15 protein-coding genes and 2 pseudogenes are annotated in these 13,760 nt (G+C 69.1%); 9 read left to right on the top strand and 8 right to left on the bottom strand.

The features are described 5' to 3' along the window. Positions 1–95: 95 nt before the first annotated feature. Both ACWCP0_RS16520 and ACWCP0_RS16525 read left to right on the top strand, forming a co-directional pair. Positions 96–1,316 (top strand): sensor histidine kinase, encoded by a 1,221-nt coding sequence (locus tag ACWCP0_RS16520; RefSeq protein WP_451079495.1) that lies wholly within the window; start codon positions 96–98, stop codon positions 1,314–1,316. Beyond that, the gene (locus ACWCP0_RS16525; protein ID WP_451079496.1) at positions 1,301–1,948 is read left to right on the top strand and encodes a response regulator; all 648 of its coding nucleotides are present in this window, start codon (positions 1,301–1,303) and stop codon (positions 1,946–1,948) included. The genes ACWCP0_RS16520 and ACWCP0_RS16525 overlap by 16 nt, the downstream gene beginning before the upstream one ends. A gap of 166 nt (positions 1,949–2,114) precedes the next feature. Here ACWCP0_RS16525 and ACWCP0_RS16530 read toward each other — a convergent pair whose 3' ends face one another. Then, positions 2,115–2,801 carry a recombinase family protein gene (locus ACWCP0_RS16530; RefSeq protein WP_451079497.1) on the bottom strand — a complete coding sequence of 229 codons (687 nt, stop codon included), beginning with the start codon at positions 2,799–2,801 and terminating at the stop codon, positions 2,115–2,117. Between the two features lie 288 nt (positions 2,802–3,089). Further along, on the bottom strand, positions 3,090–3,386 hold the full coding sequence (locus tag ACWCP0_RS16535; RefSeq protein WP_451079498.1) for a hypothetical protein: 297 nt from the start codon (positions 3,384–3,386) through the stop codon (positions 3,090–3,092). 217 nt (positions 3,387–3,603) lie between these two features. Here ACWCP0_RS16535 and ACWCP0_RS16540 point away from each other — a divergent pair, with 217 nt between their 5' ends. Beyond that, complete coding sequence (locus ACWCP0_RS16540; RefSeq protein WP_451079499.1) at positions 3,604–3,837, top strand: cold shock domain-containing protein; 234 nt, start codon at positions 3,604–3,606, stop codon at positions 3,835–3,837. A gap of 173 nt (positions 3,838–4,010) precedes the next feature. Here ACWCP0_RS16540 and ACWCP0_RS16545 read toward each other — a convergent pair whose 3' ends face one another. Then, positions 4,011–4,397, bottom strand: coding sequence for a hypothetical protein (locus ACWCP0_RS16545; RefSeq protein WP_451079500.1), 387 nt, complete (start codon positions 4,395–4,397; stop codon positions 4,011–4,013). Positions 4,398–5,129: 732 nt separating this feature from the next. Here ACWCP0_RS16545 and ACWCP0_RS16550 point away from each other — a divergent pair. Both ACWCP0_RS16550 and ACWCP0_RS16555 read left to right on the top strand, forming a co-directional pair. Continuing rightward, positions 5,130–5,312, top strand: coding sequence for a hypothetical protein (locus ACWCP0_RS16550; RefSeq protein ID WP_451079501.1), 183 nt, complete (start codon positions 5,130–5,132; stop codon positions 5,310–5,312). A gap of 389 nt (positions 5,313–5,701) precedes the next feature. After that, the gene (locus tag ACWCP0_RS16555; RefSeq protein WP_451079547.1) at positions 5,702–6,316 is read left to right on the top strand and encodes a hypothetical protein; all 615 of its coding nucleotides are present in this window, start codon (positions 5,702–5,704) and stop codon (positions 6,314–6,316) included. Between the two features lie 27 nt (positions 6,317–6,343). Here the strand turns inward: ACWCP0_RS16555 and ACWCP0_RS16560 are convergent. Continuing rightward, positions 6,344–6,430 (bottom strand): annotated as a pseudogene (locus ACWCP0_RS16560) (IS5 family transposase); the annotation flags it as partial. 678 nt (positions 6,431–7,108) lie between these two features. On the opposite strand from ACWCP0_RS16560, the gene ACWCP0_RS16565 reads away from it, so the two are divergent. Beyond that, entirely contained in the window at positions 7,109–8,608 is a 1,500-nt protein-coding gene (locus ACWCP0_RS16565) for an FUSC family protein (protein WP_451079540.1), read from the top strand. A gap of 57 nt (positions 8,609–8,665) precedes the next feature. On the opposite strand, the gene ACWCP0_RS16570 is transcribed toward ACWCP0_RS16565, so the two are convergent. Genes ACWCP0_RS16570 through ACWCP0_RS16580 form a run of 3 tightly spaced genes read right to left on the bottom strand, consistent with a single transcriptional unit; the run spans position 8,666 to position 9,413 of the window. Next, a complete protein-coding gene (locus ACWCP0_RS16570) occupies positions 8,666–9,070 on the bottom strand; it encodes a tyrosine-type recombinase/integrase (RefSeq protein ID WP_451079541.1) in 405 nt (134 codons plus the stop codon). Further along, positions 9,067–9,270, bottom strand: a complete 204-nt coding sequence (locus ACWCP0_RS16575) for a hypothetical protein (protein ID WP_451079502.1) — start codon at positions 9,268–9,270, stop codon at positions 9,067–9,069. The genes ACWCP0_RS16570 and ACWCP0_RS16575 overlap by 4 nt, the downstream gene beginning before the upstream one ends. Beyond that, positions 9,267–9,413, bottom strand: coding sequence for a hypothetical protein (locus ACWCP0_RS16580; RefSeq protein ID WP_451079503.1), 147 nt, complete (start codon positions 9,411–9,413; stop codon positions 9,267–9,269). The genes ACWCP0_RS16575 and ACWCP0_RS16580 overlap by 4 nt, the downstream gene beginning before the upstream one ends. 58 nt (positions 9,414–9,471) lie before the next feature. Here ACWCP0_RS16580 and ACWCP0_RS16585 point away from each other — a divergent pair. The 3 genes and pseudogenes from ACWCP0_RS16585 to ACWCP0_RS16595 all read left to right on the top strand — a co-directional run. Beyond that, positions 9,472–10,093 (top strand): annotated as a pseudogene (locus tag ACWCP0_RS16585) (FUSC family protein); the annotation flags it as partial. A 170-nt stretch (positions 10,094–10,263) separates the two neighbouring features. After that, complete coding sequence (locus ACWCP0_RS16590) at positions 10,264–11,436, top strand: nitric oxide synthase oxygenase (RefSeq protein ID WP_451079504.1); 1,173 nt, start codon at positions 10,264–10,266, stop codon at positions 11,434–11,436. A 58-nt stretch (positions 11,437–11,494) separates the two neighbouring features. Beyond that, the gene (locus ACWCP0_RS16595; RefSeq protein ID WP_451079505.1) at positions 11,495–12,550 is read left to right on the top strand and encodes a lactonase family protein; all 1,056 of its coding nucleotides are present in this window, start codon (positions 11,495–11,497) and stop codon (positions 12,548–12,550) included. 215 nt (positions 12,551–12,765) lie between these two features. On the opposite strand, the gene ACWCP0_RS16600 is transcribed toward ACWCP0_RS16595, so the two are convergent. Continuing rightward, complete coding sequence (locus ACWCP0_RS16600) at positions 12,766–13,686, bottom strand: sirohydrochlorin chelatase (RefSeq protein ID WP_451079506.1); 921 nt, start codon at positions 13,684–13,686, stop codon at positions 12,766–12,768. Positions 13,687–13,760 lie beyond the last annotated feature (74 nt).

Below are 13,760 nucleotides of genomic sequence, written 5' to 3' on the forward strand. Positions count from 1 at the left end.
GGAGCGACCCGGTGCACCACATTGATCTGCGCTCTACCTCGCAAGTAGAGCTGGCTCTACCGCGGTGAAACAGTCGCCTGCCATACCGTTGCCCCATGCGTCCCAGAACGGCTTGGCAGGCGATGGCTCAGCGCCCACTGAGCTTCTTGACCTCCACTTGGCCGTGGCGGTCACTGGCGTACTTGGCCACCGGTGTCGTGGTCGGCGCGGCCGCCGTGGCGGTGTTCGTGACCGGGCTCGTGGCCGGGCTGATCCTGCTGGTGGTTCTGGTCGGCGTGGCCCCCCTCGTCGGCGTCGTCCTGTCCTCGATCACCGTGGCGACAGTCGAGCGGCGCCGACTGCGTCTCGTCGACCTCGACGGGATGCCGGACCCGCACCGGCGGCCGGAGGAGCCCGGATTCCGGGCCTGGGTGTCGACCCGCCTGACCGAACAGGTCACCTGGCGGGAACTGCTTTTCACGCTCATCTCTGCGGCGGCGTTGTGGTGGCTGGACCTGTTGGTGCTCGGCTTCTCCTTCGGTTTGCCCGCGCTGACCTTCCAGGCGGTCGACAGCGCCACCTGGCCGTGGGCGGTCTTCGGCGCCATCGTCCTGCTGGCCTCGCCGTACACCGTGACGTCGTGGGCCGGTGCCCGCGCCGCGCTCGCCCGGACCTTCCTCGCCCCACGTGACGAGGAGCTTGGGGAGTCGCTGCACGAGGTGCACGCGTCGCGGGTGCGGCTCATAGACTCCTTCGACGCAGAGCGCGTACGCATCGAGCGCGACCTGCACGACGGCGCGCAGCAACGGCTGGTCTCGCTCGGGATGACGCTCGGTCTGATGCGCCTGGACATCCCCGAAGGGGCCCCGCTCGCCGCCCAGCTCACCGAGGCCGAGAACCAACTCTCCGCCATCCACCAGGAGTTGCGCAGTCTGATCCGGGGTCTCAATCCCCCGGTGCTGGCGGACAACGGCCTGGTCGCCGCGGTCGAGGACCATGCGAGCCGCTTCCCCGTCCCGGTCACCGTCGATCTCCAGCTGCCGGGAAGACTTCCCCGGCAGCTCGAGACCAACGTGTACTACCTGATCAACGAGGCCATGACGAACATCGCGCGACACAGCGGCGCCCGGAGCGCAAAAGTGCACGGCCGCTACCACTCCGACATGTTGGTCCTTGAGATCACGGACGACGGACACGGCGGCGCTGATCCGGCCGCCGGAACCGGTCTGACCGGCCTTGCCGACCGGCTCATCGCCTTGGACGGCCGCATGCGTGTGTCGAGCCCAACCGGTGGTCCGACTCTTCTCCATGTGGAGATCCCATGTCACTTCGCGTGATCCTCGCAGAAGACGCGGTCCTGTTGCGCGAAGGGCTGGTCGGCCTGTTGCAGCGGTTCGGCCACGAGACGCTCGCCGTGGTCGGCGACGCGGACGCACTCGTCGAGGCCGTTCACCGGGACCGGCCGGACCTGGTGATCACGGACGTGCGCATGCCGCCCTCGAATGGGGACGACGGGTTGCGTGCGGCCGTCGCCCTGCGGGAGACGTACGCCGGGCTGCCGGTGCTCGTGCTCAGTCAGTACGTCGAGCGGTCGTACGCCCTGCAGCTGCTCGATTCGTGCAACGGCGCCGCGGTGGGCTATCTGCTGAAGGAGCGGGTCGGTGCGGTCGCTGACTTCATGGCGGCGCTCGACCGCGTCGCCGCCGGCGGGACCGTGGTGGACCCTGAGGTGATCCACCAGCTCGTCAAGCTCCACCCCGATCCTCTGGGGCGGCTCAGCGCCCGCGAGAAGGAGGTGCTGAGCCTGATGGCGGAAGGACGGTCCAACGCGAGCCTGGCGGCGCACTTGTTCATCAGCCAAGCCGCCATCAACAAACACATCGGCAGCATCTTCAATAAACTCGATCTGCCGGTGTACACGGACGGGCATCGCCGGGTCCTGGCGGTGCTGGCGTTTCTCAGAGCCTGATGCCGTACGTGCTCCTCCGAGGCCGCCCCACCAGGGGCATGTTGGTGCAAGGCCGTACACAGACGAGTGAGTGGCGACCAGCGGGACGGCCGCTGCACGGGCATGCCCAGGACGACGTGACCGGTACGTCACGCCCGCGACCTGCTCGCCCGCCCGGAGAACACCGTCACCTCGATCGCGAAGCTCCTCGGCGTCTGGTCGGGCTCCACGTGCTCCCGCGCGGAGTCGTCACCCCGTCCTCGTTCCAGCGGACCGTGTAGGCACGCACTGGAGCGCCGCCCAGGATGCCAAGTGCTGCTTCCCGCAGATGCTTCGACTCGACAGGATGAAGCGTCCGTTTGTCGTCGAGCAGGCCAAATGGACGTGCTCCTCCCGTCGGTATTCCTTCACACTCCAAGGCTCTGTGCTTGCGGCGCACGCGTCTGGCGGTGTCCGCCGATTGCTTGTTGCTCATCGCCACGACCACACGTGCCGCGGCTCGCTCGTTCTCGGTGAGCAGGTCAAGGCTTCCGTTGATGTCGATGATCGGCCGCCTGTATCGCTCCAGCACATCGATGGCATCCTCAAGATGGCGGTTGTCGCGCGTCAGGCGGTCGATGTCGTAGACGATCAGTCCGTCGAGGCGCTGCCCATCAGGTGTCCAGCCGGACTTGAGGTCCTCCAGTGCCCCTTCGAAGACGGGGCGGACGGCTCGATGGACGACACGTCCGGCGGGCAGACGAACGCGCTTCTTGCGCCATGCCGACGTGTCCGGCTCGTCATAGATGGGCACGCACGTGTCGCCATGACGACGGATGTACTCCTGGCCGTCCCGCTCCTGCTCCTTGGTGCTCTTGATGTCCCGACCGGTCATGGACCCGCGTTGCGGCCCGCCCTCGGTCGGTTCGCCGGCGGGCTCGTTGTCCTCATCCGTGGACAGGCGGACGAGTACCGCCCAGTTCTGCCTCTCTGAGTTCCCTCACTGTGCGCGAGAGACCAAGTCATCTTCGCTCATGCTTCGTAAGGTACGTCTGATTACCTCGTGCCCCCACGGCAGTTCCCGCCCAAAGCCGCTACGCCGACCTCACGCCGGACGACACCCGCCGCCAGGCCGGCTCCAGGCTGTCCGACCATCGAGTCGCCGGGGGCGGAGGGCGAGGTTTCAACGGCGTCGCGGTTGGTGTTGAGCCAGCGCGAGCAACCCGACGGCGAGCAACATCACCACAGCACCGGACATCGTCACCACCAAACGGACGTCGGACGTCTTGATCAAGAGACCGCCAACCAGTTGAACGAGGAGCGCGGCAGCCATAGTCAGTTGGGTCCAACCAAACAGGACTGGGCGGATGATCCGGCTGCGCAACCATGGCGGCAGCCAGCCCCAGACAAGGGTGGCGACTCCGCCGCAGGCAACCAGTAGCGACATCGAGCAGAGCGCCGCGGCCATGTACCAACTCATGATCGCCTCCCCTTCCTCCTCTTTTCGGAGGGATCGTGGCACACCCTCTGCGTGCTGGCCAGCCAGCTGGCTCAGCCGACGATCCCGGCCGCAGGATTGCGGGCGGCCGGCGTGGGACCGCTGCGTAGAGAAGAGGAAGCTCAGATGATCCGGGCGCGGTGATTCCCATGCGCAGGTACTGGTCACGGCAGCACGGTAGGGCCGTAAGGTTCCGATCATGGTGACTGCGACTGTCCGTGAGTGGCGCGAGGAGGAAGGGTGGGGCGTGCTCGACTGCCCCGAGACTCCTGGGGGCTGCTGGGGCCACTATTCCAACATCGAGATGGTGGGGTTCCGCACACTGTCGGCTGGGCAGCAGGTCGACATCGAATGGGAAGCACCCGGCTTCAAACAGGACGGGTACGACTACCGTGCGGTGCGCATCGTTCCCCTACCAGGTCACGGCGGTTGAGCAACCCACGCCGCCTGATACCGCCGCATGCCTGGCCACTTCACCGCCCGTGAGTGGAGCAACTGCCTCGACTGCGAAGTCACCGGTTACGACACCACCGAGTTCCAGATCTGGTGCCCCGCCTACGGTGGGTGTGGGTTTTGAACCCGCGGTGACTCGCGCCACGACGGGTTTCAAGATCGTTGCTCAGACTGGCTGGTCCATGGAGACTCCCCCATGTCCTCCTCCAGGTCCGTGATTGGCCGGTCCCCGACTGTCACCGCTATGAAGATGGTCGGCTCCTCCTCGCACTTCCAGCTGGCCGGGTCCTGTACGAGGGCGGCTACCTGATCTGTCGGAACGTCATCGCCTATGTACGCTGCCGGCCACTCGGGCCCTCGGCGAACCTTAAAGAACCCGAGGCGCTGCCAGCTCACGATGAGTCGGGAGAAGACGGGGATGTATTCCTCCCAAAGCTTCTCGTCCTCGCTCTGTGTCCGGTCCGCCAGGATCTCCCAGAGGCAGGAACCCTCCCTGGCGTTCACATACAGGAGGTACTCGTCGTCAGTGCACTCCTTCATCGTTTTCTCCTCCGCACGGCGATGACTTGGATCCCCGGGCTGCATCCCTCGGTTCAGCAGCGGTGTGTGACCGACCTGATAAGGATGCGGCCACAGGTTCAAGTCCTGCGGCCGGGCCAACCTCAGCCGGTCGCAGAGGCCACCTGGCTTGCCTCAGTCGTTGAGACTCCGCCCACCTGCGTCATTGAAGCTCAGATGATCCTCAAGAGACGTCACCTTGGCTTCCATAGGCGCCGGACCCATGTCATGGTCATCACCGCACGAGAAGGGGGAGCGCATGCTCGGTGCAATGGACTTGGGTACGAAGCTCGCCGTACTGGTCACGATCATCGCAGTTCTCGGGCTCGCCATTGCTGCGGTCCGCTGGTTCAAGTCACAGGAACGGTAGCCAGGGCCTGGGTCGGCCACCAGCGGCCGTTCGGCAGCCGTGCCCCCTCCGTGGCCGATCGAGCGGTAAACCACGGTGAACCACGGAGGCGAGCGGACACCGCACAGCACAACGACCTCTGACCGATTCACCTCGTCAGGGGTTTTCACCTGCGGTGGGTGTGGATTTGAACCCACGGTGGCATGGCTGCCACGACCGTTCTCGAGATCGCTCAAGGGGTCCCGCTGATCGCCTGGCATGCCATCAGGCGTACGACTGTCGTCGTTGCGCCAAGTCAAGTAGCCGATCGGGTTCCCCGGTCTGATCCCGGTCAGTACTCGAGTTGAAGTTAGGGATGCAACCAAGTGACACGCGAACGCAGAATCGCAGGTGCGGTACTCCTGGGGCTGGCGGGGGTGGTCATGGCGGCCTCCCTGCCCTACACCCATGGAGCCCTGAGCATCACGCTGACGGTCGCGGGCGTGTGTCTCGCCCTCACTGGCGCGGCGCGCGAGTTCCTCAGGTCCAGGGAGCAGCGGCCGGCCTGAAAGGGGGCTAAGCGTGACGTGGCGGGGTGTCCGTGGGCTGGTCGACCTCTGGTCGCTGTACAGCAGCGCCGTACCGCAACGCCAGCTACGCCCCCGTCCAACAGCGTCCCTCCGGGCCCGCGATGCGACCGGTATGACCGTCGCCGACCGATCCGGCTAGAGCTACGGATCAGAAAGCCTCTGACATCCACTTCTGGCATCAACGCGGGCTTGTGGACGGAACTGGCAGCCCACGCCCTGACTGCGGCCCCATCATCGTCCTGTACCAACTGCCGGACTGCCGTGGTCAACTACACGGACTGCAAGGGTTTTCGGTGGCTACCATGCGGCTCATGAAGAGCAGGGGGGCGAGGTGGGCGTGTCGCGCCGGCACAGGATTGTGGTGCCTTTTGGCTGTGGTCGCCGGAGCGGCCGTCTGGACCACGGAGCCCGGCGGGACCTCGATTCACGGGCTTGACATCGTGTACGTACGGGACAACGTGCGCGGCGTGCTGCATCCGGTGGCGTACGTGTACATCATGCACTTCGTCGGGCTGGTGGAGGTCACGCTCCTGCTGGGGGTGACTCCGGGGGTGCGCGGACCGCGGGCGCGTTTCGTCGCTGGGAGCGTCGCGGTTCTGGTGGCCGCCGTGTTGGTGCTGATGGCCGTCAACACCCTCACGGACATATCGCCGTACGCGGACCCCTCCCGGGCGCTGCTCGACAGGCTGGCCGCGGCTGGTCTGATGGCCCTGGCACTCGCGACCCTGTGTGCGGCGGTGACGCTGATGCGCCGAGGATTCGCGTTCTACGACAGCTTCGTGATCGTGTTCCTGGTCGGTATGGGCATCCTCCACATGGTGTCGATGGTCCTCGTGGCGGCCGCGCTGGACCCGCGGATGTCGTTGACCGTCTGGGCCTGGGCGCCAGCGCTGTGCCACCTGCTGGCGGCCGGGTGCGCCGTCGCGCTCGCGGCCAGTGCGGCGGCGGCCCAACGGGAGGCAGTGCAGCCGCTTCCCGCCTGAGGCCGGACGGCACCGGGGACCGGTGCCGCCGACGTTGTCGGAGACGCTGGCTGCGGTGACCCAGACGCTCAGGAGGAGGCCAAGGGTGTCGACGCCGATGTGGCGTTTGCGGCCTGCTGGGTTCGCCCCGCAAGGAGGAGCCTCCGCGAATGCCAAGGTGGCCCGGCCGGTTGGCGACGATCAAGCCTTCGCGGAGTCCAAGGAGCGTGACCCCGGGGAACCGGGAGCTTCCGGAACCTCGCCATCGGGCTGTCGGGCGCGGCTCTTCCCTCCTGACGGGAGGGTGCCGGGTGATAGGGGACCTTGCCAGTGATCCACAGGTAGACGAGCGCCAGGCCATCGTCCGTCGTGAAGCAGTGCGACAGGCGTGCGACAGCCGGATGGGAAATGGCTATCGTCGGGGAGCCGGCCAGGTGCGATGCGGCGGAAGTTGCCGTGAGATCGCAGATGGCCGTGGGCGCGTGGCGATCGACTGCCAGAGTCCGGCGGAGTAGGCCACGTGCGGCCCAGGGCCTGGGTGATGTGTGATCCGTTGGCCTCCCACCAGCCGACATCGAGACTGATCAGCTGTGCCATTGGCGCAGCCAATGACGCGACTGTTGAGCCAGTGGGCCCAGAGGTGGTTATCTTTGTCGTATCCATGTATTTGCGGCGCCGCGCAGCGCCGGACGGCGACGAGGCCGGATCCGGACCGCGGTGCCTTCGTTGTGCCTGCTTGCTGTCCACCACCCCGGACGGCCGCGGGTGCGGCGCGTACCACCGCGAGGGGGGCGGCAAACCGCCGTGAAGAGGATGTTCGTGGCTCCGGACCCGGGGCGCCTGAGACTGCGGAACTCGACCAGTGCCGTCATCGGTGTCGCCGTAGCCGTCGCCGTATCCGAGCTGTGCGGCCTCTCGCTCACCGCGTCGATCACCGGGGGGCTCGCGGCACTGCTCGCCCTCTTCACTGTCACCGACGCGACCGTCCGTGACCAGAGGGTCACCACCGCCCTGCTGCCCACCGCCGGATTCCCGGTGCTGGCGCTCGCCACCGCCTTGCACGGCGTCACCCTGGCCCGCGACGCCGCGTTCCTGGCTGTCGTCTTCTGCGGGGTCTACGCTCGCCGCTGGGGCCCGCGCGGCCACGCGCTCGGGATCTTCGCGTTCATGAACTTCTTCATGACGCAGTTCCTGCACGCCGTCCCCGCCCAGCTGCCCGAGCTGTACGCCGCCGTGGGCCTGGCCCTCCTCGCGGCCGGCGCCGTGCGCTTCGTGCTCTGGCCCATCGAGCGCCGTACCCCGCCCACCGCAGCCCCGCCGCCCCTGCCCGGCACCGGCCTGGCGCGGCCCACCACCCGGCAAGCCTTCCAGGCCACTGCTGCCTGCGCGCTCGCGCTTTCCGTCGGGCAGGTGCTCTCCGAAGACCGCTGGTACTGGGCCGTCGGCACCGCATGGTGGATTTTCGTCAACACGGCCTCCCGCGGCGAGACCCTGGTCCGCGGTTTCCGCCGTGTCCTCGGCACGTTGATCGGTATAGCCGTCGGTCTGCTGGTCGCCATCCCGCTGAACGGCGCGCCCGCGCCGACGGCCGGACTGGTCGCCATCTGTGTCTTCGGGATCTTCTACACCGCCGCCGTCTCGTATTCCTGGATGATGCTGGCGGTGACGGTCATGGCCGGCCTGCTCTACGGTCTGCTGGGCGTGCTGGACCCCAGCCTGCTCGTGCTCCGTCTCGCAGAGACAGGTGTGGGCGCGGTGTGTGCCGCGCTGGCCGTGGTTCTCGTGCTGCCGGTCACCACGCACGCCACGAACGATGCCTGGATCCAGCGGGCACTGCACTGCGTGCACGCCGCCACGGCCGAGGCGGCGGCTCGCCTCGCCGGTGACCCCGAGGCCGACCCGGCCCCGCACGCCGCCGAGTTGGAGTTGCTGCTCGGCCGGGTACGGATGTCAGTCGCCCCGCTGGTGCACCCGTTGAGCCCGTTCCGTGCTCGGAAGGCGCGCGCCCGTCACGTCATCGAGCTGCTCGACGACTGCGCCTGCGAGGTGCGGGGTCTGGTCTCCGTTGCCGCCGATCCGACCGCGTCGCATGACGCCCGTCTGGCCGCTGCCTGCTGGCGGGTCGAGGCCGCGGTGGAGGCCCTCACCGTCGGCGAGATGCGCAGCAGTCGGGTGACGACCGCCACCCGCGAGACGCCCCATCAGGCGGAATCCGAGTCGGCCCTCGTCCATCTGCACGGCCTGGAGAAGGCCCTGTCAGAACTGGCGATGCCGCTTGGAACCTCTCCGCGCTCTCCATTGGTCGGTTCCTGAACCGCGGGGAAGGGGCGCCACTCGACTCAGGTGCGGCGCTCTCTGATAGGCAGGGGCTCAAAGTCGCTCGTTGAGGATCTTGGCTGCTCTCGTGGTGGAGCCCGGCAGGAGGTGCCGGTTGATCCGGTTGGTGACCTCGATTGATTTGTGTCCCATCCATTCGGCGACGTCAGTGGTCGGAATGCCGTGGGTAAGGCAGTTCGATGCGAAGTGGTGGCGGAGGGAATACATCGTGTACTTGGTCTCTACGTCCGCCCGTTCGAGACACCTGTTCCATCGCCACCGCAGGGTCTGGTCCCCGTAGAAGTGATGCTGCATATGCTGGTTGCCGGATCCATTTCCCTTGACGAGGAGGTATCCGTCCTTGTCTGCCCCGTGCGTATCGGCGAAATACGAGATGAATTCGTGGGTCTTCCTGGGCAGGGGAACTTCACGGAATTCTCCGCGCTTGCGGTGCTTCAGTGGTGCGGCTTGACCCTGTTGCCGTGGATCTGCTCATTGATCCGGTAGACATCGTCAGCCACGATCGACTTGATGTTTGCCGCATGGGCCTCTCCGTTGCGATGGCCGCAGCCGGACATGAGCTCAATGACAAGTCGGAGGTCATCGTCTTCGGCTGCATCGCGGATGGAATTCAGCTCTGCGAAGGTCGGAATGATCACCTCGTTCGGCGCATATTCGGGAGGGCGATGTCCAGGAAGGGGTCCAGCGTGATAGCCCCGCGATGACGTGCCGCGTCGAAGACGAGTTTCAGGACGAGGTACGCGTTCTTCTGGCCGGCCGAGCCGACCTTGTCCAGTTCCATGCCATTGAGCCAGTCCTCGATCAGGCCAGGTGTGAAGGTGCCGACGCGGCGACTCCCGACGGTGATGCCCGGACTGCTGTACGGGCTCCTCGGCGTCCTGCACCCCGGGCTGCTGCTCCTCCGCTTCGAGGAGACGGCGGTCGGCGCCCTGGGCGCCGTGATCGGCGTCGCGCTCGTGCTGTCCGTCACCACGCACGCGGCGACCGACGCATGGAGCCGGCGTGCCGTGCGCTGCGTGCACGAGTGCACCACGGCGGCGACGCGCAGGCCGGCCGGGGACACGGAGGCCGACCCGGCACCGCTCGCCGTCGAGCTGGAGCTGCTCCTCGGGCGCGTACGGATGTCGCTGGCGCCGCTCGTCCACCCGCTCAGCCCGCTGCGCGCGAAAGGCCCGTGCCCGCCAGGTCATCGCCCTGCTCGACGACTGCGCCCGCGAAATGCGGGGCCTGGTCACCGTCGCGGCCGACCCGGACGCCTCGCACGACGCGCGGCTGGCCGCCGCCTGCCGGCGCGTCGAGGCGGCCGTGCACGCCCTGGAGTCGCCCGACCGTGCGACCGCGTCGGCCGAGGGCCGGGTCGCCCTGCCCGCCCAGCGGCAACACCCCACCGCGGACGCCGCTCTCACGCATCTGCACGGGCGCTCGCCGAGCTCGCCGCGCCTCTCCGTACCTCTCCGCGCCCCGCTCGGCTCCGCCCGAGCGGCCCCTGCCCGGGCAACGGCAGCGCCCTGCCCGGCATTCGGCTCTCGCGGGAGGCATGTGCGAGTGGCACGTACAGGGTGGATCAGTCCGCAAATGGGGTAGTGGTGGGCAATCATGTCCCGTCCCCGTCACGACCGAGGGTGCGCACCATGCGGAAGACCCGACGAAGAGCCGCCGCCGCCCGCAGCAGCCGTCACACGCAACTGCGGCACGAAGCCGAGGAGTTCCTGCGTCTCCACCACCGTGAGGAGCCGGCGTCGGGCGGTCCTGCCGCCCTGGCCGCCCGTATCGCCGCCGTCAACGCCGAGATCGACGCGACCGGAACGTACCGGCACACTGCGGCCGAACTCGCCCACGGAGCACGCGTCGCCTGGCGCAACAGCAACCGCTGCATAGGCCGCCTCTACTGGCGCTCGTTACGCGTCAGGGACCGCCGTGACGTCCGCGACGCCGACACCATGGCCGTCGAGGCCGCCGCCCATCTGCGGGAGGCGACCAACGGAGGCCGGATACGACCCGTGATCACGATCTTCGCACCCGACGCCCCCGGCCTGCCCGGCCCGCGCATATGGAACGAGCAGCTGGTCCGTTACGCGGGCTACGCCAACCGGTTCGGCAGCGGCGTCACCGGCGACCCGCGCAACGCCGGCCTCACCGCCTACGCCCAGCGGCTCGGCTGGCCCGGCGGCCCCGGCAGCCCGTTCGACGTACTGCCCCTGGTCATCCAGGGCAGCGACGACAAGCCCCGGTGGTTCGCGCTGCCGGACGACGCCGTACTCGAGGTCGCACTGCGCCACCCCGACGACGACTGGCACGCGGCCCTCGGGCTGCGCTGGCACGCCGTACCCGCCATATCCAACATGTGCCTGGAGCTCGGCGGTGTCTGCTACCCGGCGGCGCCCTTCAACGGCTGGTACATGGGCACCGAGATCGGCGCCCGCAACCTCGCCGACACCGACCGCTACCACCTGCTGCCGGTCGTCGCCGAACGGCTCGGCCTGGACACCTCCAGCGACCGCACCCTGTGGAAGGACCGCGCGCTCGTCGAACTCAACCGGGCCGTCCTGCACTCCTTCGACCGCGCCGGGGTGACCCTCGCCGACCACCACACCGAGGCGCGCCGCTTCCTCACCCACATCGACCGCGAGCACGACAGGGGACGCCGGGTGGGCGCCGACTGGTCCTGGATCGTGCCGCCCATCTCCGGCTCGGCCACACCCGTCTTCCACCGCACGTACGACACGACGGAGTCGAAGCCCGCCTTCGTCCACCACCGGGAGGCGCTGGCGCGCGCCCAGGGCGAGGAGGAGGGGATGGTCTAGACCGTGCCTGCTACCGTCGGCCCGGCACAGGACATGCCGACGGCGAAGGGTCAGCGCAATGGGCGACAGGAGCGGCGGACGGGCCTTCATCGGGTCCTTCACCTCGGCGGGCGGCCGGGGGATCATCACGGCCGCCGTGGACGACGGCACCGGGGCCCTCACGGAGACCGCCGCGACGGACGCCGTCGCCGACCCGTCGTATCTCGCCCTCGGCGTGGCGGAGCGGGGCCCCGTCCTTTACGCCGTGTCCGAGACCGAGGAGGGAGCCGTCGCGGCCTTCGACATCAGCGAGGACGCGGCGGCGCCCAGGCTTCTGGGCGCGCCTGTTCCGGTGCGCGGCGCAGGCCCCACGCATCTCGCCCTGGCCTTCGGCCACCTGTTCACCGCCAACTACACCTCGGGCAGCGTCAGCGTCCTGCCCGTCGGCCCCGGCGGGGAGCCCGGCGCCGCCGTCGGCGTGCTGCGGCACGAGGGCGTAGGCCCGCATCCTGAACGGCAGCGCGCCCCGCACACCCATCACGTGGTCCCCGACCTCACCGGACGACGACTCCTCAGCGTCGACCTGGGCTCCGACCGCGTACGCATCCATGAGCTCGACCCGTCCACCGGGGCCGTGACGCTGCACGGCGAAACAGCGCTGCGGCCGGGCACAGGGCCGCGCCAGCTCGCGTTCCACCCGTCGGGCCGGTACGCGTACGTGCTCAACGAGCTGGAGCCGACCCTCACCGTCTGCCGCTGGGACGCGGGCGAGGGCGTGCTCGAACCTCTCGGCGAGACCGCGGTCCTGCCCGAGGGCGCCGAAGGCCCCAGCTACGCCTCCGAGGTGGCCGTGGCGCACGACGGCCGCTTCCTGTGGGTGGCCAACCGGGGCCACGACTCCATCGCCGTGCTCCGGCTCGAGGCCGCGGGGGAGGAGGCCCAGCTGGTCACCACCGTGCCGTGCGGCGGTCACTGGCCCCGCGGCCTTGCCCTCGACCCGACCGGGACCAGGCTGTACGCCGCCAACGAGCGCTCCGGCGACGTCACCTGGTTCGAGATCGACGACGAGACGGGTGTGCCGCACAGAGCGGGGTCGACGGCGGCCCCGGCGGCGTCCTGCGTCGTCTTCGCCTGACCGTATGCCGTGCTCCGTCGACGGCACTCCGTCGGCGGTACGCCCACGGCGGTGCGTCGTGTTCCGTCCGCGGTCCCCGTCGCCCGGCGCTTCGTCGTCGGCGGCGTGCACGAAGGGGCCCGTGCCGTCTCGGCGCGGGCCCCTTCCGTCTGTGCGGGCGTGACTGTCTCTGTACGGACGCGATGCCGCGAGGATGTCCCCGGGCGTCGCCCGGATCAGTGGGCCTGAGCCCCCTGCGGCTGCGTCGGGATGCCCAGCGCGGTCGTGTACTGGGACAGCACCAGCTTGCCGATCGCCGGGTACGCGCCCAGCGGCTCGGCGGCGGCGCAGCCCGCCTCCTCGGCGGCGGCGGCCAGCAGACCCTCCGGCAGCTCGGGGCCGACCAGGTACGGGGCCAGGGCCAGCTGACCGGAACCGGAAGCGCGCAGCTCCTGGGCGGTCGCGGCGATCGCGCCCTCCTGGTCCAGCGCCGCGGCCATCACCGGCACGGCCAGCCGGGCGGCCAGCAGCATGCCCGTGATCCCGGCGGCCTGGACGGCCTCGTCGCCGCCGACCGTGGCCAGCACGATGCCGTCGGCGGCCGTCGCGACCGTGAACAGCCTGGCGCGGTCGGCGCGGGCCAGACCGGCCTCCGAGAGGCGCACGTGCAGCGCCTCGGCGAGCAGCGGGTGCGGGCCGAGCACGTCGGTCAGTTCGGCCGTCGTCCGGCTGTCCATGACCGCCTGGCGGATCCGGCGGGTCAGGGCGCTGTCCGGGCCCGCGAGCAGCGGGACCACGACGGAGGCCGGGCCATCGGGCTCGGCGACCTCGCGACCGGCGGCCTTGGCCAGTTCGTACCGCTCGATACGCTGCGCGGCCGACTGCGCGAGCACGCTCCCCAGCGTGGGGTACTCGGCATCGTCACCGTCGAGGTAGCCGATCGCGGCGTTGAGGCCGGGCAGCTCGGAACGGGCGATGCTGACGACTTCCTCGGCGAGGCCGCGTATCGCGGAGGTGGGGGTGCCGGGCACGGCGAGAACGAGCGCGGGCGCGCCCTCGGGGGCGGCCACGGGCTCCGGGCGGCGGTGCCGCCCGGGCTGGCGGGGTCGCGGCATTCGTACAGGCAGGCCGGATGCAGGCCCAGTGGGGGAGCTCATGGCGCCGCATGCTACTGGTTTTGTCGGCGCAGCTGTTCGGGGAGGGGGCACTCGCGCGACGTCTGTCCGTATTT

It is taken from the genome of Streptomyces sp. NPDC001970 (assembly GCF_053594115.1).